This window comes from Reichenbachiella carrageenanivorans (assembly GCF_025639805.1).
GTDB classification, from domain to species: Bacteria; Bacteroidota; Bacteroidia; order Cytophagales; family Cyclobacteriaceae; genus Reichenbachiella; species Reichenbachiella carrageenanivorans.
Genome location: NZ_CP106735.1, coordinates 1,097,002 through 1,122,773 on the forward strand (window position 1 = coordinate 1,097,002; position 25,772 = coordinate 1,122,773).

The following is a 25,772-nucleotide window of genomic DNA, read 5'->3' on the forward strand; positions in this document are numbered from 1 at the left end:
TAATATATGTTATTACAACTACATACGCAGACCCATAAACTAAATGCAAATAGCCAGTTTTTAAAATGCATAACCCAGTCTGATCTGTGCGTTTACGTTCGGCCCCATATCGAAAGAACCCCCTCTTTTATCTGGCTCTGGTTCAGTGAATGTCGTCTGGTTGCTTTTCACCTTCACAGCCAATAGCTTGGTATAGCTGAACCCATAGCCAAATTCAGTCCCCAAGTATAATTTCTTTGCAATGTAAAAATCAAAACCTGCCACCCAGTTGGCTCCTAACCTTACAAAGCCATCTTCATTGACCACTTTATTGTAATTGACTTTAGATCCATTTTGATACTCCTCCTTTTCGCTAGAGTATTGATAGGCCAAATCAAACTCTAAACCAAAGTAAGGTGAAAGGCGCTTGGTGCCTTCCAAATGACGTTCAAACCCTGGTCGTACATTCACGCCGATGGTAGTCGTATTATATTTCAGTTCTTTCAACTGTGCCGACGAAAGTTCTTGTTGTATAATTTCTGTGTCTGAATCTACAGCTGCAAAAATATTTAGCCTAAAGGCATTTCTACCAGAAGTAAACCAACGAGCTCGAATGCCATTGATACTAACTGGAGTATTACCAAATGGTGTAAACTGTAATTCAAGCGTGGTCTCAGCGTCATCCGCTTTGAATTCTAATGGTACTCGGTGGCTGTTTTGTGTAGAATCTTGTGCCTGAGCAGCCAAAGCCGTCAGTAAAAACAGGGTAGTAAATAATTTGATCATACGAATCGTGTTATGGAATGTAATAGTTAAGTTTTTGTGTCTGATTAGAATAATGAATAGGAAAACCTTTAAATATGGTCATCACTCCAGAAGAGTAATTATCCGAATTCAAATAATTCAACTCCTTAATTAAAAATGACCCCTGATAATACTCATAGTAGAAATTAGTAGCTTTTTCTGGGATCAGGTACAGCTTATCATCCTGCTTTAGGACATGAAAACTGCTTTGAATCGCGAAGGATCCAACTACTGTATCTGTGGATAAATCTAGCACAGCAATATAATTAGTGTAACTGTACTGAACCGATAAAAACAGGAGGCCATCGTGTACTTGTGCATCAAAGTATCTCATAGAATAGCTACCCCATGAATATTCTTGAAAGGTATGTAGCGTAGTATTACCATTTTCATAGACAATCACGTCAAAATTTTCAGTGAAGATATAGGCCTTGTTTCCATCAGAAGTAATAGCCTTTATCTTTGTATAATCTCCTGTCAAAGTACTGATATCGTCTATGGCCGTAGTCCAAGAACTACCAGCGTCACTTGATATAAAAACATCTCTAGATCCGTCGTAAATAGACACATAATCACCATTGCTTAAGATGGTTAATCTTTTATAATCATACGAAGAGCCAGGAAAAGGTATCGTTTCCCATGTTCGACCATTGTCTAAAGAGATATAATTGTAATATCCACTGAAAAGTACCAGCTCCCCACTCTCAAACTGATTTACTGTATAGTCTTGGTTGAAATACTTATTACTATTTACTTTCTCCCAGTTATTGTTCTCTACATTTTTGGTCACATATAATCCATCGCTGGTATAAGCCAGAAGTTCATTCTTTTGAACAATAAATCTTTTTAGATCATCCCCGAAACCCGTGTCGCTACAGGCCATTGTCCACCCCTTGCCGGCTGGCCCTACAGTTATCTCTATCTCAAATAATTTCACATCTACACAGCCCTCTTTAGAAATATTGCATACGTAATCGTCAATAATTATTAAAGTTTGTTTTTCATACCTACAACCAAGCTGCCATTTCAAAACCACCCAATTTTCTTCGCCTACTTCAGTGCTTTCTACTTGATCAATTGTTCCGCCATCTGTCACCACAAACTCTAGACTCGCAGATAGCGGTTTGCCTTCATAGTCTGTAATGCTAATTTTAATCTCTTCTTCTAGAAGTTGCCCCATTGCTCCTTCTTGGTCTGCACCCTGCTGGATCGTGTATATTTTATTCCCAATGGCTATAGAATATGGGTTGTCCTCTGATTGCTCATCGTCTTTGCAAGAAAAAAGGCAGAAGGCTACTAGGAATAGCACAAAGAAGTGTTTCATTAGTTTGGTTTTGAAAATAACATGCAATATATAATATTATACAAAAGCAGCTACACAAATTCGCTACAACAACAAGTGGAAGAGCAAGTGGAAGAGCAAGTCTGAATCAGGCCGCTTATTCGACCCCTCTCGCAGAAATTTTTCGCCTAAAAAGAAGTAATCCCATCGAATTAATATTTTAATTTATACTAAATATTAAGCCTCGGTGTCGTGCCTACAAAGAAAGAATTAAAAGCCAAATATCTCGCGCAACAACACATTTACGAACAGGTCTGCCTCACTGGCAAAGATCTGCTCCGACAAGCACTGCACGACGAAGGGATCGAGCTCCTACAAGTAGGACATCGAGTGAAATCATTTGAGTCCTTTTACGAAAAAATCTCTAGAAAAAAATACAAAAACCCCTACGAAGACACCGAAGACATATGCGGACTACGAGTCATTTGCTTTTATATCAATGACTTGCCACAAGTGGGAGAAATCATTAACCGTACCCTACAGATTCAAAACACGATAGACAAAATGCAGGATGGTGAAACGGATCGGTTTGGTTATCGATCTAATCACTATATCGTGACCTTGCCAGATGACCCTGCCTATGGGGATTGCAACGGGGTGAAAATAGAAGTGCAAACTCGCACAGCGTTGATGCACACATGGGCACACATTCAGGGCAAACTAGAATACAAAAAAGCAGAGCATACACCCAGAATATTTAGGAGAAAGCTCTTCCAACTAAGCGCTTTACTAGAACTGGCCGATGAGCAATTTCAAGCACTCAAGTTGGAAAAAAATCTCTTTAGAGCTGCTCTCGCCAGCCACAATACGGAATTGACACCCTCTACGGAGCTAAATATAGATACATTTATGGCTTTCATGGAACTGTATTTTCCCAACCGCAGAGAAAGCTACCGCTACTCCAAGCTGCTGATGGTCGAATTACTCAACTGCGAAATGAATTTTGGGCATTTGATCTCCGCCTATGAATCACTCAAGGATGATTTGAAAACCATCGAAACCGATGCTGCTCGTACATTTTCTCGCGAAGAAATGATGAAAATGATTCTGGCAATTATTTATGACCCCTTCTATGCCTCCTTTATGAATGATGAACTGCTTTCTGAAAATGCCGAAGTGATCCATAAGTGGAAACAAATACGGAAGTTAGACTCGTAGCACCCACACCAGATATTGTCATTCAGACAGCGAACACCTAAGTGTTCAATATTGAACAAAATAGATGAGGTTTAAGCGGCAGGTTATACCCTAACTAACTGACAAACTGTGCATTATTCAATTCGGCACACCGTTTGTCGACCGCTCAATGACAACATCACAACTATGATAAGAAATTACATCACCATCGCCATTCGAAATATTCAGAATAATCCCGTTTATTCTACCATCAATGTCATAGGCCTAACCATCGGAATAGTGAGTAGTCTCTTACTATATCTGTACGTAGATTTTGAAAGGGGCTATGACCAATTTCATTCCAACAAAAACAATATCTACCGGATCTCAACCCATGCTACGGTGCAAGATTCGGAACTCAACATACCTCTGGCACCATCTTTAGTGGGTCATACGCTTATGAGCGAATATGGAATAGTAGAAAATTCGGTAAGGCTCACTGGTGGTAGTGAAATGCTGATCGCAGTTAATGACAACTACTTTTATGAAACAGATATCTATGAAGCTGATTCATCATTTTTTACCGTTTTCGATTTTGAATTGCTTGAAGGAGATAGAATTTCATGCCTAAAAGAACCCAATACACTAGTCATATGTCAATCACTAGCCAAGAAGTGGTTTCCCAATGCATCCGCCATGGGAAAATCCGTAAAAACCGATGGGGAAGACACCAAAATCATTACAGGCATCATGGCCGATCCTCCCATCAATACTAGCATCATGGTCAAAGGCTTGCTGTACTACAGTTCCACTTCCCCCAGCGAAGTATCATGGGGCAATATGAACGATCAAATATTTGTTGTGCTTAACCCAAACACCCTCTTACCTGATGTGTATACTGCTATGGAGCAGATGTATGCCAAATATATGGCACCACTATACGAGCAATTTAGCGCTTCAGCTACATTTTCTTTACAGCCCTTAACGGATGTCCACCTCTATTCTAATTTTGACATGGACATGAGCAACACAGGTGATATCAGCTACCTCTATATCTTTAGCGCCATTGCTTTTTTCATGCTACTTATTGCCTGTATCAACTATATGAATTTGGCCACAGCCCGTTCTATGGCCAGATCCAAAGAAGTCGGCATTCGCAAAGCCATGGGCTCCTATACTTCTCAACTCATAGGCCAGTTCGTGACAGAATCCGTCGTGATCGCCCTCATTGCATTGAGCATAAGCCTGATACTCACCTTTTTCACTATTCCTTATTTCAACGAGCTGGCACATTTAGATATTGATCAAAATTTTCTGCGTGATCCACGAATGATTTTGGTACTAACCACAGTTATCTTTTTTGTAGGGTTAGTCGGGGGCAGTTACCCTGCTTTTTATCTCTCTAGATTCAAAGCCGCCGAGGTACTCAAAGACAAAGCACAAAAAAGCAAAGGCAACGAAACCCTTCGCAAAGCACTGGTAGTAGCTCAGTTTGCCATTTCGCTAGGAATGGTGGTGAGTACATGGATCGTCTTCGACCAGCTGGCCTATCTTAGAAATAAAGAGCTAGGGTTTAACCAAAAACAAGTAGCCACCGTAGCCTTAGAGGGCAATCAGGTAAGAGAAAAGTTAAACGTGCTCTCTGCCAAGCTACTTCAGCATCCAGGCGTAGAGGCTGTAGGGTCTGGCCACGGCGTGCCCGGCACCAATACCATGAGTATGAGCGGCATCAAAATAGAATCTGCAGACGGAATGATGATTGATAAAATCTTCCAATATATCACAGTAGATAACCAATACTTCCCTACGCTTGAGATCCCTATTGTCGCTGGGCGCAATTTTCTGCCAGAAGTAGCCAACGACACCGCTGCTTCGATCATAGTCAATGAAGAAATGGTACGCCAAATGGGTTGGACAGAGCCCTTGGGGAAAAAGCTAGAGCGATTTATCGACGATGATATGAAAACACAAACATTCACAGTAGTGGGTATAGTAAGAGATTATCATCTAATCTCTTTACAAGAACCAATCACCCCACTAGTAGTGTACAACAAAACCAACAACTCACAGATGATCGTAAGGCTCAAAGCCGATGGCATAGCGACCACCATGACTGAAGTAGAAGATATTTTTAAGCAAGTCATCACTAACCGTCCCTTCGAGTACACCTTCTTAGACCAAGGGTTTCAAAAACACTACGAAACAGATCAAAAGAGAGGAGAGGTTTTCGCCATCTTCTCCACACTTACTATTGCCATCGCATGTTTAGGACTGTTTGGCCTGGCTTCCTATACCTCCGAAGCACGCCGCAAGGAAATAGGCATTCGCAAAGTGGTAGGAGCCAATGTGATGAATATTATTGTCATGATGTCCAAAGATTTTCTAAAGCTGATTCTACTCTCCATAATCGTTGCATTTCCTCTCTCCTATTATTTTATGAGTCAGTGGCTACAAGAGTTTGCCTATGCCATGGAGTTAAAATGGACCAGCTTTGTCCTTTCTGCTTTGTTCACTTTAATCATAGCCTTTCTCACCGTACTCTACCACTCACTCAAATCTGCTATTGCCAATCCTTCCTCAGCCATACGAGACAATTAAATATTGAAGACTTCAAGTATAAAAAGTGATGAATTTTCACTTTTTATACACGTGTATCTATTCATTTTATTCCTATTCAAAACAAATATTAACATCAGATAATATTGCGGTTCGTTTATTTGAATATTGTAGTTAAATTAATGGAAATTTGCCCGCATGAAACAATACATTCTGGCACTTGACCAGGGAACGACAAGCTCAAGAGCACTTTTATTTGATCATAAAGGAGGTGTAGTCGCCATGGCTCAAAAAGAGTTTAAGCAAATCTACCCTAAGCATGGTTGGGTAGAACACGACCCTTACGACATCCTCAAGTCGCAGCTCGATGTCATGTATGAAGTCATAAAAAAAAGCAAGGTCAACAACTCCCAAATTCTAGGCATAGGAATTACCAACCAACGTGAAACAGCCATCGTTTGGAACAAGAAAACAGGTGCGCCAATATACAACGCCATCGTCTGGCAAGATACCCGAACCTCCGACCTCTGCCAACAACTCAAAAGTGACGACAATCTCGAAGACTATGTAAGGAAATCGACAGGTCTGGTGATCGATTCATACTTCTCTGCCACCAAAATCCATTGGATTCTAAAAAATGTAAAAGGTGCACAAAAAAGCGCAGAAGCGGGCGACCTATTGTTTGGCACAGTAGATACATGGCTCATTTGGAACCTCACCAATGGTGCTTCGCACATGACGGATTTTTCCAACGCATCGCGCACCATGCTCTTCAATATCTCCAACCTCAATTGGGATGAAGAACTGCTCGAAAAATTCGACATACCAAGGCAAATGCTGCCAGACGTGACACACTCTGGCTTCCACTTTGGCATGGCCAAGCTACAAGGTGGCGACGTACCCATCATGGGAGTGGCTGGCGATCAGCAAGCGGCTCTATTCGGTCAAGGTTGTTTCGAACCCGGCCAAGCCAAAAACACATACGGTACAGGATGTTTTCTTTTGATGAACACTGGAGAGAAAATACAATATTCAAAAAACGGATTGCTCACCACCATTGCCTGGGGACTCAACGGCAAAATAGAATACGCTCTTGAAGGCAGTATTTTTATGGCTGGTGCTGCCATCCAATGGCTCAGAGATGGATTGAAAATGATCAACTCCGCCGCAGAAACCGAACAAATCGCACAACGAGTAAAAGGAGACAGTGGCGTCTACATGGTACCTGCATTTTCAGGGTTAGGTGCTCCCTACTGGGATATGTATGCCCGTGGGGGCATTTTTGGACTCACCCAAGACACCACTAACGAAGAAATAGTAAAGGCAACGCTCGAATCTCTAGCTTACCAAACTAGAGACATTCTATTTGCTATGGCCAATGACTCTGGAGTCAAACTCAATTCGCTCCAAGTAGACGGAGGTGCCTCTGCCAACAACTACTTGATGCAGTTTCAGGCAGATATCTTAAACGTACTTGTCGAACGACCAAAAAATATAGAATCCACTGCCGTAGGAGCAGCTTATTTTGCTGGCATCACCAGCGGAATGTGGAGTATGACAGATCTCAAAAAGAAAAGAGCCGTCGATAAGACATTCAAACCTAAAATGGACGACTTTACAAGGAACTATTTATATACAGGCTGGCATAATGCCATCAAAAGATGCATGAACTGGGCTCGATAAATCATAAACATTTCATAACAATTCGAAAATTATCCTAAATAACCAATCGTCTTGTTTTGCACAAAAAAACACTATGTCACAACCATCCTTCTCATATCAAACTAGGCCTACCATCATTCAAAACCTCAAGAATGAATACTACGATGTGATTATCATCGGAGGCGGGATCACAGGTGCTGGCATTGCCCTCGATGCCGCAACAAGAGGACTCAAAGTAGCCCTGCTTGAAAAGAGAGATTTTGCCTCTGGCACCAGTAGCAAATCTACCAAACTGATCCATGGAGGGCTCCGATACCTCAAGCAGTTTGAGTTTAACCTAGTACGTGAAGTAGGCAAAGAGCGATCTATATTGCACGAACTAGCCACACATCTCGTGCGCCCAGAAAAAATGCTCCTCCCTCTTATCAAAGAGGGCAACTATGGCAAAATTATTACTTCTGTAGGACTCATGGTCTACGATGTACTGGCTGGTGTAGAAGAAGAGGATCAGCGAAAAATGCTCTCCGTAGAAGAGACCATGCAATCTGAGCCCCTGCTCGACAAAAACATCATAGAAGGCGGTGGACTCTATGCCGAATACCAAACCGATGACTACCGATTAGTCATGGAATTGATCAAAACTTCGGTGGACTTCGGTGCACAAACCTTGAACTACGCTACGTGTACAGATCTGATTGCCAAAGGAGGAAAAGTATGCGGAATTGCTTGCATAGACGAAGAATCTGGAGAAGAATTTAAAATCTACGGCGACTATGTAGTAAATGCTGCAGGCCCATGGGTAGACCAAGTCCGAAAACTCAACAAGAAAGTAAAAGAAACTAAACTACACTTGACTAAAGGCATCCATATCGTGATCCCATTTGAGAAGCTGCCAGTGAAACAATCGGTCTATTTCGACGTGTCTGACGGACGAATGATTTTTGCTATTCCTAAAAATGACATTACCTATATCGGCACCACAGACACCAACTACAAAGGCAACCCAAGAGATGCTCAAACGGACAAAAAAGACGTCAACTACCTGATTAAAGCAGTCAATGAAGCTTTCCCAAGTATTCACATCAAAATTGAAGACGTCTTATCATCATGGGCTGGTATTCGTCCGCTGATACAAGAGGAAGGCAAATCTGCCTCAGAAATTTCACGCAAAGATGAGATTTTCATCTCTGACCGTGGTTTGATATCTATCGCTGGCGGCAAACTGACAGGCTATCGAAAAATGGCCAAACGCACAGTAGACCTTGTTTTGGAAATGAAAAGCTCTCGTTCTGGCATTACCAAAAAAACAAAGTCTAAAACCAAAAAAGTTACATTCAACGGCAACAGTTTTAAAAACACCAAAGCTGTATCGAATTATAAAGCCAAATTAATCCAAGAAAACAAACAATTTGAAGAGACGCAGCTCAACTATCTAGTAGATACCTATGGAGATCAAGCAGAGATTATTTTGAGCTTTGCCGATCAGCTACCTGGCAAAAATGAAGAAACCAAGTTGCTAAAAGCAGAAGTGCGTTTCTGTATAGAAAGAGAAATGGTCATGCACCTCACTGATTTTTTCATCCACCGCACTGGTCGCTTGTTTTTCAATATCCAAAGCGTGAAAGACCACATGGCACTAGTAGCTACAGATATGAAACACTGGCTCGACTGGACTCCAGAGCAAATGGCAAAAGAAATCGACACCATGCAAGCAGAAGTAGACAAAGCCATCAGTTTTAAATAATCAGCATATGATCAAATGGGGTATCGATCTCGGGGGCACCAAAATAGAAGGCATCGTCATAGACACCGCAGCCAACAACAAAATACTGGCTCGTACTCGAATCTCCACCGAAAGCCATCGTGGCTATCATCATATACTCCTACAGATAAAAAAACTAGTTGCTCTCCTAAGCGATACTTGCGGATTAAAACCTGAAAAAATTGGCATAGGCACACCTGGTTCTATCTTCCCTCCTACTGGCCATCTCAAAAACTCTAATAGCCTGCAACTCAACGATCAGCCACTTCTGGCTGATCTACAAAACTTGATGCAGGTACCCATAAAAATGGCTAATGATGCCAATTGCTTTGCACTGGCCGAAAGCCAAATAGGTATCGTACAAGAAATAGCACCAGAAGCCAATGTGGTATTTGGTGTGATTATGGGCACAGGCGTAGGAGGCGGACTTATTGTAAATGGCGACCTGCTCAATGGTGCCAATGGCATAGGTGGAGAATGGGGACACAATTTCCTCCACGAATCGGGCGGACCATGCTACTGTGGCAAAACAGGATGTGTAGAAACCATGATCTCTGGCCCTGCACTAGAAAGGTTCTATTCACAGTACGCAAATAACCCCAAGCCACTCCAAACGATTATCGCAGATAGACAAACCGACCCGCTAGCCAAAGAAACTACCAATCGACTGATTCACTATTTTGGCGTAGGCATTTCCACTATCATCAACATGATAGACCCAGATGTAATCGTAATCGGCGGTGGCGTAGGCAACATAGACCTGCTCTATACAAAGGGTATCGAAGAAATAAAAAAGCATGTATTCAATCCAGCATGTACCACGCAGATCTTAAAACCAAAACTTGGTGATTCGGCGGGTGTATTTGGTGCGGCCTTTCTGGTTTAGTTTTGCTTTCACATGAATATACTCTAATTTCATTCTCCGTAAAAATGTAGCTATGAAAATAATTTCTTATAACGTGAACGGCATTCGTGCTGCCATCAAAAAAGGGCTTTTGAAATCTATAGAAGACATGCAGGCCGACATCATTTGCTTGCAAGAAACCAAAGCCCAAGACGATCAAATACTAGAAGCACTAGGCAAAGATTTTCCCTATCATGTCTCTAGCAATAGTGCTGTAAAAAAAGGCTACAGTGGTACGTGCACCATAAGCAAATCTGCCCCTCTCTCCGTGTCCACGGGCATTGGTATAGACATTCACGACCAAGAAGGCAGAGTCGTAACTAGTGAATTTGAGAATTTTTATATCGTCAATGTATATGTGCCCAATTCTAGTAGCGAGTTAAAAAGGTTGGATTACCGAGAAGGATGGGATGTCGATTTTCTCCACTATCTAAAAAGACTCGAAGAGCATAAACCCGTCATCATCTGTGGCGACTTCAATGTAGCACACCAAGAAATAGACATCGCCAGACCCAAAGCCAATTACAACAAAACATCGGGCTATACCCAACGAGAAATAGATGGCATGTCCAACTTTATCAAGGCTGGTTTTGTAGATACATTTAGGCACTTGCACCCAGACGAAGTAGCCTATAGCTGGTGGAGCTACCGAGCAGGTGCTCGCGAGAAAAACATCGGATGGCGACTAGACTATTTTCTAGTAAGCACTCCGCTAATCCCAAAAATAAAATCAGCAGCCATCCACCCAAATTATCAAGAGTCTGATCATTGTCCCGTTAGCATTACATTATAATCATGCCTTCTATTCGTATCCCATCCAATAGCGATTTCAAAGCCTTCTTTCAAGGACAAAAAATAGCCGATCATCCCAAAAAAAGAGCCATGTCTATGTTGCTAGCTATAGTAGCAGGACTACTTCTATATACAGGCACTAAAGTCACCCCTATGGACGAGAAAATGACCTATGCAGGTGTACTAACGCTGGTTTATGTCTTTGTGGGGAGAAATTTTATGTTTAAAATCAAAATCAAAAACCTTTGGAAGCAAAAACGCGAAACCAACCCTGAACTACTCATCGATCAGAAAGGTGTAGAAATAAAGCATCATATGCCAGAGCAGTGTAAAACCATTGCTTGGGCAGATTTTGGATACTACCGGATAGAAGAGAGCCTTGCGCTCCTTTACCCTAAAAAGACTCCAGAAAAATGGCTTACGCTTTCGCTAACCGAATTAGAAAATGAGACCATACAAGACCTTAAAGAAATGATCAAGACCAATATAAAAATCGCTGAACCCAAAAAATAATGAACATCTATATGGCAGAATTTCTGGGTACTGCTATTCTCTTTCTGCTAGGAGGCGGAGTCAATGCTGGCGTTAGCCTCCACAAAAATTATTTTCATCAAGGCAGCTGGCTCGCCATATGCGTAGGCTGGGGTATAGCTGTAGCCATGGCTATCTATGCTGTAGGCGATATTTCTGGCTCACATATCAACCCCGCAGTCACCCTAGGGTTTGCACTGACGGGTGCATTCGAATGGGCCAAAGTGCCTGGCTATATGCTAGCACAGCTACTCGGGGCGATGGCAGGAGCAACACTCGTCTGGCTGCACTACTTACCTCACTGGAAAGCCACCGAAAACACTGCCACCAAACGAAGCGTATTTTGTACCAGTCCAGCTATACCCGCTCCCTTTGCTAATTTATTCAGCGAAATTTTCGGCACATTTATTTTACTTTTTGCCCTCTCCTTTCTGGGCTTAAACGATTTTACCGAAGGGCTAAACCCACTAGTCATAGGCTTGCTAGTCTGCATGATCGGCTTATCTCTAGGTGGTACAACAGGGTTTGCCATCAATCCCGCCAGAGACCTAGGTCCTCGTTTCATTCACTTCTTATTGCCCATAGCTGGAAAAGGGACATCTGGATGGAACTATAGCTGGATACCAATTGTAGGGCCGTTTTTAGGGGGTGCATTAGGCACACTTTCCTATCAAGCCATATTTAATCAAAACATAATACCTGCTTTATACCCATGTTTATTGGCTGTGGTAGTTTTGACTGGCCTAGCTATCAGAGCAGAAAACTCAAGCCTCAAGACACCATGAAAAACACCTTCCACTTTTTGATGCTGGGCATTGCCCTGATTTTCATTCAATGTCAACCTAAAAAAGATACTATGAAATATACAAACCTAGATGTACAAGGTCATAGAGGAGCCAGGGGACTGCTACCCGAAAATACCATTCCTGCCTTCATCAAAGCCATAGAACTGGGTGTGACCACTCTTGAGCTAGACCTAGCCGTGACCAAAGACCACGAGCTACTAGTCAGCCACGACCCTTTTATGTCCTCCAAGTTTTCAACCACCTCCGAAGGACACGCCATAGGAAAGACCGAAGAACTATCTTACAACATCTATAAAATGACCTATGAAGAAATCAAATCATACGATGTGGGGACTAGATATCAAAAGCATTTTCCAGATCAAGAAAAAATGAAAGCACACAAGCCCCTGCTCAAAGAAGTAGTAGTAGCTGTCAATTCGTACCTTAATAAAAACCAACTACCACCAGTCAGATACAATATTGAAATCAAAAGTGAACCAACAGGAGACTCCACCTTTCACCCGGCACCTGCCGAATATGCGAAATTGGTGTACGATTTCATTACCACTGAGATGGACACTAGCCTACTCAACGTACAATCGTTCGACTTCAGAATTTTACAATATTTTCATGAAAATTATCCTGAAATCAAATTGGCTGTACTCGTAGAAAACCCAGCACCCATCGAAGAAAACCTAGCCAATCTGGGGTTCATACCAGATATATACAGTTGCTACTATCATTTACTAGATTCTAACAAAGTAGCTTGGCTACAAACCCATGGGATGAAAGTAATTCCTTGGACAGTAAACAAAAAAGACGACATCAAAAAAGTATTGAATTGGGGAGTAGATGGAATTATTTCCGACTATCCAAATCATGTATTAGAATTAATTTCAGATTAACTTTGAATCTTGCATAATCTTTAAAAGGGCGGATTTATCAACTATGGAAGTACCAAGTCTTAGCGACATCAAGCGTGCGCACACCAGAATAACAAAGTACATTGTGCGTACTCCGATAATGACTTCTCAGACTATCAATGACATGATAGGTGGAGAGGTTTTTTTCAAATGTGAAAATTTTCAAAAAGTAGGCGCATTCAAAATGCGTGGCGCGGCCAATATCATCATGTCTTACCGACCGGAAGAAAGGGTGAATGGGTTTGTGACACACTCGTCGGGCAACCACGCACAAGCGGTAGCTCTAGCTTCACAAGTGGCTGGAGCCAAAGCCTACATCGTAATGCCAGACAATGCTCCTCAGGTAAAAAAAGATGCCGTAAAAGAATACGGAGCTGAGATCACTTTCTGCGAGCCTACGGAAGAAGCTCGTGTAGCAGCATGCGACAAAATCATGAAAGAAACAGGTGCTATTCAAGTGCACCCTTTCAATGATCCACGCATTATCGCTGGCCAGGCTACTGCTGCCAAAGAATTTATCGAAGAGCATCCAGACCTTGATTTTATGATTTCACCAGTAGGTGGAGGGGGGTTGGCAGCTGGGTCAGCATTAGCACTCAGCTATGTGAGCCCTACCACCAAAATGATCTTGGCAGAACCCTCTGCCGTAGACGATACTTATCAGTCTTTCAAATCAGGTAAGTTGACTGGAGTGACCCAACCTGAGTCCATCGCAGATGGCCTGCTAGTTTCTGTAGGCTCACTCAACTTTGAAATCATCAAAGAACACGTAACCGATGTATTGATCGTAGAAGAGCAAGAGATTATAGATGCCATGCGACTCATCTGGGAAAGAATGAAAATCATCATCGAACCATCTAGCGCCGTAGCCGTAGCGGCTTTACTCAAAAACAAAGAGCGCTTTGCTGGAAAGAAAACAGGATTGATCCTAACTGGTGGAAACGTGCAGTTGGACAGCCTACCATTCTAAGAAAACTTCCATTCAGCACCATTGTTGTGGTGCTGAATGGAAAATTAATCATCCATAGATTGCATTGAGGATGCCAGCTAATCGAATACCTGCTTTAAGCAGGCGTTCATTTACTATAGCAATAGTAGCATAATTGTAATCGTAGTTTATTTTGCCGTTTTCTGGCAAATCATATATCGACTTACGATAAGACATGGCCTCATCTACCCATACCATCAAGTGATCACATTGCCAAGACGCTATTTGTTCTTTGCTCGCATGGTTAATCCATTTCGTATATTCTGTATAGCTGAGTTGCTGATAGTCAATTATACCACTATCCCATACGCGATGTAGGTTAGATTTTTCCCACATAAACTCTACTTTCACTTTATTCCCTCCCATGTCTTCACCATTGCCTACGTGTAGTGGTTGATGAATATCGGCTACGAGGTGCACGAGGTATTTCAAATTTTCCATTTCTGACTCGTAAGTGAATTGCTTTGATTTCAGTTCTTTGATTAATCGCTCAATAGCCTGAATGCCGTCTCCTTTTTCTGGCACTTCTAGGTCTTCGTAGCTCTTGCCATCTGGCACGGTACAATAATGCCACGGGGCCATATAGTCGTTGGCGGGATCTGCACGGACAAAATCCATATAGTTGCCCACCATACCCAACTCTTCATCGCCAAGTATGGCTTCGATGTTTTTCTTCGCTTTATTGTTTAGATGCTCATAAGCGATCTGGCCTACCACTCGATGACCCGTTTTGCCCCAAGAGAAGGCTACAGAATGAGCTACAAGCGAAAGAAAAATAATTACAATTGACTTTTTCATTTGTTTTTTGGATCATATTTAGTGTATGTGAAGATACTAAAGCTAAAACTCCTATTCAAAGATTATGACCTTGACAAATCTCATTTGCTCGGTCGAAATATTCAGCAGCTATGCGAATGACAATATTGCTGTCGAAGGGGTTGCTCCCAATATAGTCGTCTGCCTCGCTAGATTTTTCAAAAGTCCGCTCAAAGGGAATATGATTCGTCTGTAAAACATCGATAAGCTCCTCGGCATCCAAAGGATCTGTATAGGTACGAAAAGGGGATAAAACCATTTTTTTTATTTTTAGATCATAAGGGAATATAGTCCGACCTATCATATAGTAAAAAAATAGCGTGCTCCGAATTGGAACACGCCATAATCACCAACCTAACCTTAAACAATCGCGAGTGCGCGATTCTAAACTCTAACTATGCAATGCATTTGAGTTCAGAAAAGTTCCGTTGGTCCTAAATTTTAATTTTCTGATGTTTTCAACATCAGTCTTTATGCACATGCACATCCATTTGAGGAAAAGGAATATTGAGACCTTCCTTAGCAAATGTCTTGTAGATAGTTTCATTCATATCGAAGAATACACCCCAGTAGTCTTCTGCATTGACCCAAGCACGAACAGCAAAATTGACGGAACTATCTGCCAGTGCAGATACCGCAACAAACACTTCTGGGTCTTTGTGAATCCTAGCATCGGCATCAGACAAGCTTTTGATTACACTTTTGGCTTTATCGACATCATCTCCATAGGCAATTCCAAAAGTCCAATCTACCCTACGTTTAGGCTCTGTAGAGAAATTAGTCATGCTGCCAGTGGCCAAGCCTCCATTAGGAATAATAATGGTTTTGTTGTCAGGTGTTTTCAAAATGGTATTGAATATCTGAATGGCACCTACACTACCCAAGTAGCCTTGTGCATCGATTACGTCTCCTACACGAAACGGCTTAAATAGAAGAATCATGACACCACCTGCAAAATTTTGGAGTGTGCCCGACAGTGCCATACCTACAGCCAATCCAGCAGCTCCAAGAATGGCTATAAGTGAGGTCATTTCTACTCCCATGGTGGTAAGTACAGAAATCACCAAAATCACTTTCAGTAGCATCGAGGCTAAACTGACCAAAAAAGATTTGAGCGAAGGGTCAATTTCTCTCACTTCGAGAAGTTTTTTAAATCCATTGGAGAGTGCCTTTACTACCCAAAAACCTATAACGAGGACGAGGATCGCTCCGACGAGTTTGGGCCCATATGAAAATATTAGGTCAAGGATTTTTGGCATTAATTCTTCAGGAGTCATAAGATGGTGTTTTTAGTTGAGGTTTTAAATTAAATAATATTTAATTAAAGATATGTGCTGTTGATTGATTTCCCGTCTCATTAAGTTGTTTGAATAAAATAAAAACAAAAATGGCCTGCATTTCTGCAAGCCATTTTCTATCAATTAGAACTATTTAGAGATTAATCCACTTCTTCATAATTCACATAATCGCCCCCTTTGAAACTGCCTCCATCTTTGCTTTGGCGTCTATCCTTGGGGTTGTAATTGATAATCACATTGCCATCTTTAGGTTGGCGTGCTGCACGCGAACCATTAGACTGATAGGTCTGCTGACGCGCCTGGCTAGTGAAATTTGAAAACAAGGCTCGGAAAATAAACCCACCCACCTTGGCAATCACATATATGAATAGAAATAATAGGAGTAAAAACTTAAACATATTTCCTTTTACTTATCGACTGAGGTATAGGTTACGTTCAGCGTACAATTCCATAAAATAATCGTCCATTAAATCATCAATAAAATAAATCGACTCTCCTGTAGACTTCATTTCTGGCCCGAGCTCCTTGTTCACATTCGGGAACTTGTGGAACGAAAACACTGGCTCTTTGATCGCATATCCTTGTTTCTTCGGGTTGAAATCAAAATCTGTCACCTTTTTGTCTCCGAGCATCACCTTCACCGCGTAGTTGACATACGGCTCTTGGTAAGCCTTACAGATAAACGGCACCGTACGAGAAGCTCTCGGGTTGGCCTCGATAATATATACCTCATCATTTTTGATGGCAAACTGAATGTTGATCAAACCAACAGTATCAAGTGCTATAGCTATTTTTTTAGTATAATCTTCGATTTTTCTGATCACCAAGTCGCCCAAGTTGTATGGAGGAAGCACGGCAAACGAATCACCTGAATGAATCCCTGCTGGCTCTATGTGCTGCATGATACCGATAATATATACATTTTCTCCATCGCAAATCGCATCGGCTTCTGCTTCTATGGCTCCGTCCAAATAGTGATCAAGCATCACTCGATTGCCCGGAATAGATCTAAATAAATCTACCACATGCGACTCTAATTCCTCTTCGTTGATCACGATCTTCATACCCTGTCCTCCCAGTACGTACGAAGGCCGTACCAAGAGAGGGAAACCTAGCTCTTGCGAGAGCGTCAACGCCTCATCAGCCGACTCGATGATTCCAAATTTAGGGTATGGGATGTTTTGCTCTTTGAGTAAAGAAGAAAACGAACCTCTGTCTTCGGCCAAATCAAGTGCCTTGTAGCTCGTACCAATGATTTTTATTCCGTATCGCTCCAGCTTTTCAGCTAATTTCAATGCGGTCTGTCCTCCCAACTGTACGATAACTCCTTCTGGTTTTTCCAAAAGGATAATTTCATAAATATGCTCCCAGAATACAGGCTCAAAGTAAAGCTTGTCCGCAATGTCAAAATCCGTAGAAACTGTTTCAGGATTACAATTGATCATGATGGTCTCGTAGCCACACTCTTTAGCAGCTAGGATACCATGCACACAAGAGTAGTCAAACTCTATACCCTGACCGATTCGGTTAGGGCCTGACCCTAATACAATAATTTTTTTCTTGTCTGAAGGAATGGATTCATTTTCATCTTCAAAGGTCGAATAGTAATACGGCGTCTTGGCATCAAACTCTGCCGCACATGTATCTACTAGCTTATAAGTTCGTTTGATGTCGAATTCTTGTCTTTTGGCAAAAACTTCACTTTCTAGACAATCGATCAAATGAGCGATTTGTCTATCGGCATAGCCTTTCTTTTTCGCTGTGATCAGCAAAGCCTTAGGCAAAGTATCTAGCTTGTATTTCTCTATTTCGTTTTCCAGTGCTATCAACTCTTCGATTTGGTTCAAGAACCAAGGGTCGATTTTAGTCAAGTTGTATATCGTCTTGAATGGGATACCCAACTTGAAGGAATCATACACATGAAAAAGTCTGTTCCAGCTTGGGTGCTTCAAACTATATAGCAACTCATCATGGCTTTTCAATTCTCTACCATCAGCACCTAACCCGTTTCGTTTGATCTCAAGGGACTGACAGGCCTTTTGCAAAGCCTCTTGGAAGTTTCTACCGATACCCATGGCTTCACCCACAGATTTCATTTGCAACCCAAGATGCCTATCAGCGCCTTTGAATTTATCAAAATTCCAACGAGGCACTTTCACAATCACATAGTCAATCGTAGGCTCGAAAAAGGCTGACGTTGTTTTTGTAATCTGATTGCTAAGTTCATCCAAATTGTAACCTATCGCTAGCTTAGCAGCGATTTTCGCAATGGGGTAACCAGTTGCTTTAGAAGCAAGCGCCGAGGAACGCGACACCCTTGGGTTGATTTCGATGCCTATGATTTCATCCGTCTCAGGATGTACCGCAAACTGCACATTACATCCGCCAGCGAATTTCCCTATTCCTGCGATCATTTTAATGGCCAAATCTCTCATGTGCTGATAGACTGTGTCTGGCAACGTCATAGCTGGCGCCACTGTGATAGAGTCGCCTGTGTGCACACCCATTGGATCGAAGTTTTCGATCGAACAGATCACGATAAAATTGCCAATGCTATCTCGCATGATCTCTAACTCATACTCCTTCCAACCCATGATGCTTTGCTCGATGAGCACTTCATGAATAGGAGAAGCATGCAAGCCATCGTTCAATGCCTTATCAAAATCTTCTGGTTTTTCTACAAATCCACCACCAGCACCTCCTAGGGTGTAGGACGATCTGATGATCAGGGGAAAGCCAATTTCTTGTGCTATTTCTTTGCCCTCTAGAAATGATGTGGCCGTACGTCCTTTACAGGTACCCACGTTCAGTTTTTCCATCAGAAGTCTGAATTTCTCTCTGTCTTCAGTGGTCTCGATCGCATCAAAATTAGACCCGATCACACGGACATTGTGCTTTTCCCAGATGCCTGCTTTGTCGCAGTCCATGGCGAGGTTGAGCGCTGTCTGTCCACCCATGGTAGGTAGTACAGCATCGATGTCGTGTTTTTCGAGAATTTCTCGGATTGATTTTTTTGTGAGGGGCTTGAGGTAAATGTTGTCCGCTGTTACTTCATCAGTCATAATAGTCGCTGGATTCGAATTGATTAAAGTCACTTCGATTCCTTCTTCCCGAAGAGGCAGCTGGCGGCTTGTGATCCTGCATAGTCGAATTCACAAGCTTGTCCAATCACGATCGGGCCGCTTCCTATTATAAGTATTGATTTGATGCTGTTATCCTTTGGCATTGCGGAGTGTTTTTTAATTAACTAAGGGTACTCTAAAATTGCGCAAAGTTAGGGGCAATTGGGCGTAATAAAAAGATTTGTTGGCATTGTCTCCGAATTTTATTGACAAGCTATCGCCATCTTTTTGTTCATTCAAAAAATATGGTATTACTTTTAACCCAGAATTGTAAAAACGCTATGAAAAAAACACAGTTGACCTTATTCGTTGCCATCCTTTCTTTGGCTCTTTATTCTTGTGGATCCTCCACTGAAGAAATGTCTAACAGTCTCGTGGGTGATTGGAAAGTACAATGGATCACTTATCCAGAGCAAAATGCCCCCGCCAATGACAGCATCAACTACACCATGAACGGTCTGATGAACATCAAAGGCGATGGTAAAATCACTATCAATGCCTATGGATATGAAAATTGTATCTTCGGAACAGACACCCTCATCCATACACTCAATTGGAAGTTGGAGAATGATACCACATTGAACCTAACCAATGATGGTGACAAATATGGTATCCCATACACCATCAAAGATTTTTCTGAAAACAAGATAAAACTACAATTGGTACAAGACGTCTATTTGTTTTTGAGCAAATAGACGGTTTATTTCCAGCGGTTGGTTCGTTCGGCCTCTTCCTGAAATTCCGAAGCCAGTGAGTGAAACCTCGCCTTGAGGAGGGTTTTTCTCCCTGTCATATTTTTGGCAAAAATCAGCTCACACTTTCCCACCACTCGCTTCCAATGAGAAGCGAGTATGTTGGCCGTTGATTTCAGTTTGCCCAATACACTTGGCACCGCATGGTAATCTTGCTGCCGAATGAATCGGAAAAACAGGCTTTTTCTTATAAGCAAATACCTTGGATCCTCCACAGGAGCCACGAGCTCTTGCAGGCTATTGATAAAAAGACTCTTTTCAAACGTGGTTCCCCCTTCGAGGTGACTGTACACTTCACCAAATTCATTTACAGTGGTCTTAATTTCTAACTTATCTAATGGCGTATGGATATGCTTAGTTTCTACTAATGATTGGATCAAGGCCGTACTGATGGCGTGTAAATCTTTGGAAATGTCTCTGTACTTCACATACATCTTAAAAGCCATAACCAAACGAGTACCGAAAAAGAAAAATAAGCCCGCAAAAAATAAGCCCACCACGGTCGTCAAACCATCTTTGGTTTTCAGCATCTGACGCATTCTAGGCAGCTGCTGAACAAAATCTTGCATATAAAAACCAACGCCCACTCCTAACTCTACAAGCACCCACTTGACTGTTTTATTAAGATAAAGTGACTTTTGCTTTTTATAAGGTGTGATTTCTTTGTAAGGAATTTTAATTTCTTCCACCAGCGTAGTGCCGTTTTGTATAGCCTCATGCCACTGGGCACGAAGTAGGTCTCTTTCTTTCGCTGACCTATGCATTCGCTGATTCAAATCGCCAATGGTAGTGGACCCCAATACACTAGGCAGCTCCAATCGGTTCAACCCATTCTCTATCGTCCGATACTCTCTTTCGGACAATCCCACAAAGCCCTTGAACCTACGCCTGAGCAAATCTACATCTCTACCTCCCGAAGGGTCCGTAGGATCTGCACACACCAGATGCCAAATATTACTCGTCTTTTCTTTATTGGATCGAATCGTACGAATCGCTCTACCCCTCATCTGATTAGACATTACAAAAGACCCTACAAAACTGGCTAAAATCAGAACATTGATAGATGGAGCATCCCACCCCTCTCCCAAGAGAGATTTAGTGCCTACCAGCACTTGAATATGCCCTGCATGAAAAACTTGCGTGACAATGTATACCAAGTTTTGCCGAAGTTTAGCGTCTAACTGCACTACTAGGTAATTAGGATCATAGGCCAGAGGATCTGCCTTGACGTCCTCATGCCCAAAAGCAGCTGCAAAAGAAATAAAGGAAGATAAAGCACTGGCTGGCAGGATAACCAAAGACCCTGTAAGAACACCCAACTTCGAATTGATACTTGAATCTCTTCTCAGCGATTCGAATATAGGAACTACACCAAGTTTTGTAATAGGTACCTTATCAGACAAAAATTCCTGCCGGATAAAATCTCCCAATATGACCTGACGAAGGTCATCTTTCAACACCCCTTGTTCAAATCGAGTGATTTTCTGAATACTAGCTAGTTTGCCAATACTAGCTGTAAGCACTTTGTCCAATTTAGAATCATCAGCAAGTTTGATTTTTTTTCGCTCCAATGCTCCACCACGCTTGAGCTGACGAATGATTTGCTGCTGATGCTGCTGACTCACAGGATCTTCCGTTTCAAATTCATTTAAATAATAATCTAACAGATGTGCTAACCATTCCAAATCAAGTTTGGGGAGCTGGGCTTTCTGGTTGCCCGTAATCTCAAAGTGATACTTTGTAAGCGAAACTTGGTGATGATGAAGGAAAACGAGGAAAGCCGAATAATAAGCCATATGATTATAAATCCATTCATGTTCCTCCTTTGGGTTCGTAACCGATGAGTGATTAGCAATATGGCTGAGCAATACGGCATCTTTAGACAAAGAATCAAATAGTCCTTTAATATTAGCTCTATAGCTTTTGAGCTTAGCTAATTCCACTGCTGAAGGTTCCGATATTTGTATGTAATCTTGATGTGGACATAAGTCGCCTTCTTTGACCAATTCGGGCACCGAGATTTCGGTGTCGACAGGGCCATTGAGAGTGAGATACCTATTCCACTCAGCATACGACACATCATAAGGTGGCGTAGCAGTGAGTCCCACTACAGTGGGCTTTAGCACTTCTTTAATTTGAATAATAGACTTCCACCATTCATTTTTTAGGTGATGTGCTTCGTCTATCACAATCGTCCCCAATCGAATATCCTTTAGTGATTGGATGACGTTTTCTATTTTTTTCTTTTGTACCCTTCGGGGCTTTGAATGCTCCTTAGCTTCTAACTCATCAAGTTCGTCTTCTAGCTCTTGCTCACCAGAGCATGCCGCATGAAGCCCTTGATAGGTGCTCACCGTAACAAACCCTGGTGATTGGATGTGGTTAGAAATCCAACTGGGCCTCTGATCAGATTGCAAAAACAATTCGCAAAACCGTTGAATCCATTGATTTCGGATGGCAATCGTAGGGGCTAGTATAAGCGTAGGTTTGTCCAAACGAAGCATGGCTTCTAAGCCGAGTACTGTTTTGCCAGAACCTGGCGGTGCGATCACATGCAAATGATTATCATCAAGATGCTCTTGGAGATCATCCAAAACTCTTTTTTGGTATTTTCTCCACTCATACTTAAACTGGATGTGTTTAGGAAATGCTTCTAGTTTCATAGGAATATTTCAAACGCCAATTTATACATCGTAAGTTGTTTTTTACTCCCTCCTCTCTCTGTTTCTGGCTTAAATTTTTTGCATTCAAGAATATCCACTCATCAAGCCCTATTGATTTTTTGTCGTAATTTCGAACCATGAACAAAACCTTCTTTCTCCCCATCATATTCCTATTATTAAGCCTTTCGGCTAAAAGTCAGGGTGTTTCTGCTTCTTTTATCATACCAAAAAATGGCTATGTATCTGTCCCCGTAAGCCCACTCTCTGTACGTGGACTGGGACTTAGTTTTGGTATACTGGGTATCGAAACGGGTGCTTCTTTGTACAACATGCCTGGACTACCCATGACGGGCTTGCCTTTTGATGCGGACGAGCCACTCACTGGACCACATTGGTCGATTATCGTACCACTACAACTCTCTCTCACCTTTGATGCTGATGCGATGTCCGTCAAGTTTCTTGGTGGTGGATTTGGCATGGGACACATAGCACCACGCATCAACTATGGCAACATGGATCGAGCCATTCGCGATTTTGAAAACTGGGATGTCACCAATGCCGATCTAGAGGTAGAAAATAAATTAGGATTTGGCTGGATGGCTGGAGTGGAATTGGCCTTCCATGTCAATAAAAATTTTTCCATCACCACGGAAGTACAATATCTGAAAGGGGATTCTGGTGCCGCCATTACTGGCGCATACTCTGGAGGTTCTATAGGAGGAAATATAGAGACCAGATCGGTTGCTTATCCTGATGCCGTCACCGCCTTAGAAGGGGTAGAGATCTCTATTGGAGTAAAAATGAATAAGTAAGCAATCCCGTTAGTCTCTCTTACAAAGCAAACCACTATGCGGTTACTGGGTCAAACTGTTTTTGTATAAAATCTCTTACCTGCTCCATGAGCCACATTGGAGTAGACGTAGCACCACAGATTCCTACAGAATCTGTCGATTTGATCCAGCTTAGGTCTATTTCTTCTTCGCTACCTACGAAATAACTACGCTCGTTAAAGTTTTTGCAGACACCATAGAGTGCTCTACCGTTAGAGCTTTTTTTGCCACTTACAAAAATGATCACATCATGCTTTTGAGAGAATTTCTCCATGCTAGGCTCTCTGTTAGAGACCTGACGACAAATGCTATCATTGGCTTTGAAGTCCGTGACTTCTAACTCGCCTTTGGCTTCCGTTATTCTGGCCTCTATCATTTCCTTAAGGCGATAAAACCCTTTGGTGCTTTTGGTGGTCTGGCTGTATAGGGTAACGGGTCTAGAAAAGTCGATTTGCTCTAAATCTTCATCTTCCATCACGATGATAGCCTTTTCTTTCGTTTGACCAGTGAGCCCGATTACCTCGGCATGCCCTGGCTTTCCATAGATCACAATCTGACCCTCTTGCTCTTCCATTTGATCGAAAGATCCTTTCACTCGGTTTTGTAATTTGAGTACTACCGGACAAGAGGCATCGATCAGTTCGATGTTGTTTTCGATAGCTATTTTATACGTTTCAGGTGGTTCGCCATGGGCTCTGATGAGCACCTTACAATCCTTCAAATCTTTAAGATCGTCATTGCTAATAATGACCAAACCCTTGCCTGCCAATCGTTCGACTTCCATATGGTTGTGTACGATATCACCTAGGCAGTAGAGCTGCCCACTATCGTTGAGCTCGTCTTCTGCCATCTCGATGGCATACTCTACACCAAAACAATACCCAGAGTTTTTATCTATTTCTATGTTCATCGGATTTGTACAAGCATTTGATGCAAAATTAAATTAATTCCATTTGAACTGAATGAAACAACTAGCGGTATTCTTTTGAGTTTCATACATTATTCAGATTACTCAAAGCAACCTGAATGATTATTTATAGAAACCTAACCGCCCATGATCATTCGAAGATCTTCAATGGAAGGAGAAGCGCAGTCTTACACATTCATCATCTTGCCCGTAGCCAACTGCACAATGTGATCCACCTGCTCTTCAAGAAACATATGAGTAGTATCTACATCTACCGCATCTGCAGGTCGTACCAACGGACTCTCTGCTCTAGTCGTATCTATTTTGTCGCGAGACCGGAGGTTTTCTTTCACCTCATCCAAGTCTACCAATTGGTCTTTATCAAAGAACTCTTTTTGACGACGTTCGGCACGAACATCAAAATCTGCATTCATAAAAATCTTCAGTTCTGCATCGGGAAATACTACCGAACCTATGTCTCGGCCATCCATGACGATACCCTTTGACTTGCCCATTTTTTGCTGCTGTTTCACCATGGCTGCTCTCACCGCTTTGATAGCTGCTACTTCGCTCACCTTTTGAGAGATTTCCATTTTGCGGATTTTCTTTTCTACATTCAAGCCATTGAGAAACGTCTCATTCTGGTTAGAAGACTTATTGTGATGAAAAGTAATGCTGATTTCGTCTAAGGCTTTACTCACCGATTTAGGGTTCGTCAGATCGATATAGTGCTCTATAAAATAGAGGGTGACAGACCGATACATAGCTCCCGTATCTACATATGCATAGTTTAGGGCTGCAGCTACACGTTTGGCTGTAGAACTTTTGCCGCAAGCTGAGTAGCCATCTATGGCAATAATGATTTTTTTCATGAGGTATTTGGCTCAAGTTGGAGTTAATGAAATTCTAAAGTTTTAGGTCGCTATAGATGCTAGCAGTCTTTTATTGGACAAGGAATCGGTTTGCCTTGTTTGATCTTCCTTGGTTTTCTCTCCTTAGGATAATGAGATGACTTGCATGAGCTAAAACTGAGTAGCAACCCTAATAAAAGTAATGAAAAAATGCGTGAGGTATGTTTGAGACCCATGTAATTTTTTGTTTAAACAAATATAGTCACAATGCATTTTTGAATGCAATTGTTGCAATATCATATATAACGGCGTATCTTAAAAAGATTGCGTTGACTATGCCAGCTATTTTTTCGGCCTTTTTAAAGGTTTTTCAAAGCCAATAAATCCAA

Annotated in this window: 21 protein-coding genes and 1 pseudogene; 12 read left to right on the forward strand and 10 right to left on the reverse strand. The window is 41.9% G+C overall.

Features of this window, described 5'->3' with window-relative positions; all coding sequences use genetic code 11:
• Positions 1-60 precede the first annotated feature (60 nt).
• Both N7E81_RS04330 and N7E81_RS04335 read right to left on the reverse strand, forming a co-directional pair.
• Positions 61-765: an SH3 domain-containing protein gene (locus N7E81_RS04330; RefSeq protein ID WP_263052055.1), complete on the reverse strand. Its 705-nt coding sequence runs from the start codon at positions 763-765 to the stop codon at positions 61-63.
• Between the two features lie 10 nt (positions 766-775).
• Positions 776-2,107, reverse strand: a complete 1,332-nt coding sequence (locus tag N7E81_RS04335) for a beta propeller repeat protein (protein WP_263052056.1) — start codon at positions 2,105-2,107, stop codon at positions 776-778.
• A gap of 210 nt (positions 2,108-2,317) precedes the next feature.
• Between N7E81_RS04335 and N7E81_RS04340 the strand changes: the two genes are divergently transcribed.
• The 10 genes from N7E81_RS04340 to N7E81_RS04385 all read left to right on the forward strand — a co-directional run bounded on the left by N7E81_RS04340 (position 2,318) and on the right by N7E81_RS04385 (position 14,126).
• Complete coding sequence (locus tag N7E81_RS04340; RefSeq protein WP_263052057.1) at positions 2,318-3,283, forward strand: GTP pyrophosphokinase; 966 nt, start codon at positions 2,318-2,320, stop codon at positions 3,281-3,283.
• Between the two features lie 165 nt (positions 3,284-3,448).
• Positions 3,449-5,839: an ABC transporter permease gene (locus tag N7E81_RS04345; protein ID WP_263052058.1), complete on the forward strand. Its 2,391-nt coding sequence runs from the start codon at positions 3,449-3,451 to the stop codon at positions 5,837-5,839.
• Positions 5,840-5,995: 156 nt separating this feature from the next.
• A complete protein-coding gene (glpK, locus tag N7E81_RS04350; RefSeq protein ID WP_263052059.1) occupies positions 5,996-7,480 on the forward strand; it encodes a glycerol kinase GlpK in 1,485 nt (494 codons plus the stop codon).
• A gap of 73 nt (positions 7,481-7,553) precedes the next feature.
• Positions 7,554-9,203 (forward strand): glycerol-3-phosphate dehydrogenase/oxidase, encoded by a 1,650-nt coding sequence (locus N7E81_RS04355; RefSeq protein ID WP_263052060.1) that lies wholly within the window; start codon positions 7,554-7,556, stop codon positions 9,201-9,203.
• Positions 9,204-9,210: 7 nt separating this feature from the next.
• The gene (locus N7E81_RS04360; RefSeq protein ID WP_263052061.1) at positions 9,211-10,107 is read left to right on the forward strand and encodes an ROK family protein; all 897 of its coding nucleotides are present in this window, start codon (positions 9,211-9,213) and stop codon (positions 10,105-10,107) included.
• A 52-nt stretch (positions 10,108-10,159) separates the two neighbouring features.
• Positions 10,160-10,918, forward strand: a complete 759-nt coding sequence (locus tag N7E81_RS04365; RefSeq protein ID WP_263052062.1) for an exodeoxyribonuclease III — start codon at positions 10,160-10,162, stop codon at positions 10,916-10,918.
• Positions 10,919-10,920: 2 nt separating this feature from the next.
• Positions 10,921-11,430 carry a hypothetical protein gene (locus N7E81_RS04370; RefSeq protein ID WP_263052063.1) on the forward strand — a complete coding sequence of 170 codons (510 nt, stop codon included), beginning with the start codon at positions 10,921-10,923 and terminating at the stop codon, positions 11,428-11,430.
• An 11-nt stretch (positions 11,431-11,441) separates the two neighbouring features.
• Positions 11,442-12,233, forward strand: coding sequence for an MIP/aquaporin family protein (locus N7E81_RS04375; protein ID WP_263052064.1), 792 nt, complete (start codon positions 11,442-11,444; stop codon positions 12,231-12,233).
• Between the two features lie 71 nt (positions 12,234-12,304).
• A complete protein-coding gene (locus tag N7E81_RS04380) occupies positions 12,305-13,138 on the forward strand; it encodes a glycerophosphodiester phosphodiesterase family protein (RefSeq protein WP_263052065.1) in 834 nt (277 codons plus the stop codon).
• Between the two features lie 43 nt (positions 13,139-13,181).
• On the forward strand, positions 13,182-14,126 hold the full coding sequence (locus N7E81_RS04385) for a pyridoxal-phosphate dependent enzyme (RefSeq protein WP_263052066.1): 945 nt from the start codon (positions 13,182-13,184) through the stop codon (positions 14,124-14,126).
• A 48-nt stretch (positions 14,127-14,174) separates the two neighbouring features.
• On the opposite strand, the gene N7E81_RS04390 is transcribed toward N7E81_RS04385, so the two are convergent.
• The 5 genes and pseudogenes from N7E81_RS04390 to carB form a co-directional block, all read right to left on the reverse strand.
• Positions 14,175-14,942 carry a S1/P1 nuclease gene (locus N7E81_RS04390; protein ID WP_263052067.1) on the reverse strand — a complete coding sequence of 256 codons (768 nt, stop codon included), beginning with the start codon at positions 14,940-14,942 and terminating at the stop codon, positions 14,175-14,177.
• A 55-nt stretch (positions 14,943-14,997) separates the two neighbouring features.
• On the reverse strand, positions 14,998-15,219 hold the full coding sequence (locus N7E81_RS04395; RefSeq protein WP_263052068.1) for a hypothetical protein: 222 nt from the start codon (positions 15,217-15,219) through the stop codon (positions 14,998-15,000).
• A gap of 205 nt (positions 15,220-15,424) precedes the next feature.
• The gene (locus N7E81_RS04400) at positions 15,425-16,237 is read right to left on the reverse strand and encodes a mechanosensitive ion channel family protein (RefSeq protein ID WP_263052069.1); all 813 of its coding nucleotides are present in this window, start codon (positions 16,235-16,237) and stop codon (positions 15,425-15,427) included.
• A 161-nt stretch (positions 16,238-16,398) separates the two neighbouring features.
• Positions 16,399-16,656: a DUF4834 family protein gene (locus N7E81_RS04405; RefSeq protein ID WP_263052070.1), complete on the reverse strand. Its 258-nt coding sequence runs from the start codon at positions 16,654-16,656 to the stop codon at positions 16,399-16,401.
• A gap of 12 nt (positions 16,657-16,668) precedes the next feature.
• Positions 16,669-19,484, reverse strand: a pseudogene (carB, locus tag N7E81_RS04410) (carbamoyl-phosphate synthase large subunit).
• A gap of 177 nt (positions 19,485-19,661) precedes the next feature.
• Between carB and N7E81_RS04415 the strand changes: the two are divergent.
• Complete coding sequence (locus N7E81_RS04415; RefSeq protein ID WP_263052071.1) at positions 19,662-20,075, forward strand: lipocalin family protein; 414 nt, start codon at positions 19,662-19,664, stop codon at positions 20,073-20,075.
• 5 nt (positions 20,076-20,080) lie between these two features.
• Here the strand turns inward: N7E81_RS04415 and N7E81_RS04420 are convergent, their stop codons facing one another.
• Positions 20,081-22,795, reverse strand: coding sequence for a DEAD/DEAH box helicase family protein (locus N7E81_RS04420; RefSeq protein ID WP_263052072.1), 2,715 nt, complete (start codon positions 22,793-22,795; stop codon positions 20,081-20,083).
• 137 nt (positions 22,796-22,932) lie between these two features.
• On the opposite strand from N7E81_RS04420, the gene N7E81_RS04425 reads away from it, so the two are divergent.
• On the forward strand, positions 22,933-23,607 hold the full coding sequence (locus tag N7E81_RS04425) for a hypothetical protein (protein WP_263052073.1): 675 nt from the start codon (positions 22,933-22,935) through the stop codon (positions 23,605-23,607).
• 34 nt (positions 23,608-23,641) lie between these two features.
• Here the strand turns inward: N7E81_RS04425 and N7E81_RS04430 are convergent, their stop codons facing one another.
• Positions 23,642-24,535, reverse strand: a complete 894-nt coding sequence (locus N7E81_RS04430; protein WP_263052074.1) for a 4-hydroxy-3-methylbut-2-enyl diphosphate reductase — start codon at positions 24,533-24,535, stop codon at positions 23,642-23,644.
• A gap of 185 nt (positions 24,536-24,720) precedes the next feature.
• Positions 24,721-25,404, reverse strand: coding sequence for a (d)CMP kinase (gene cmk / locus N7E81_RS04435; protein WP_263052075.1), 684 nt, complete (start codon positions 25,402-25,404; stop codon positions 24,721-24,723).
• Positions 25,405-25,772: the final 368 nt, after the last annotated feature.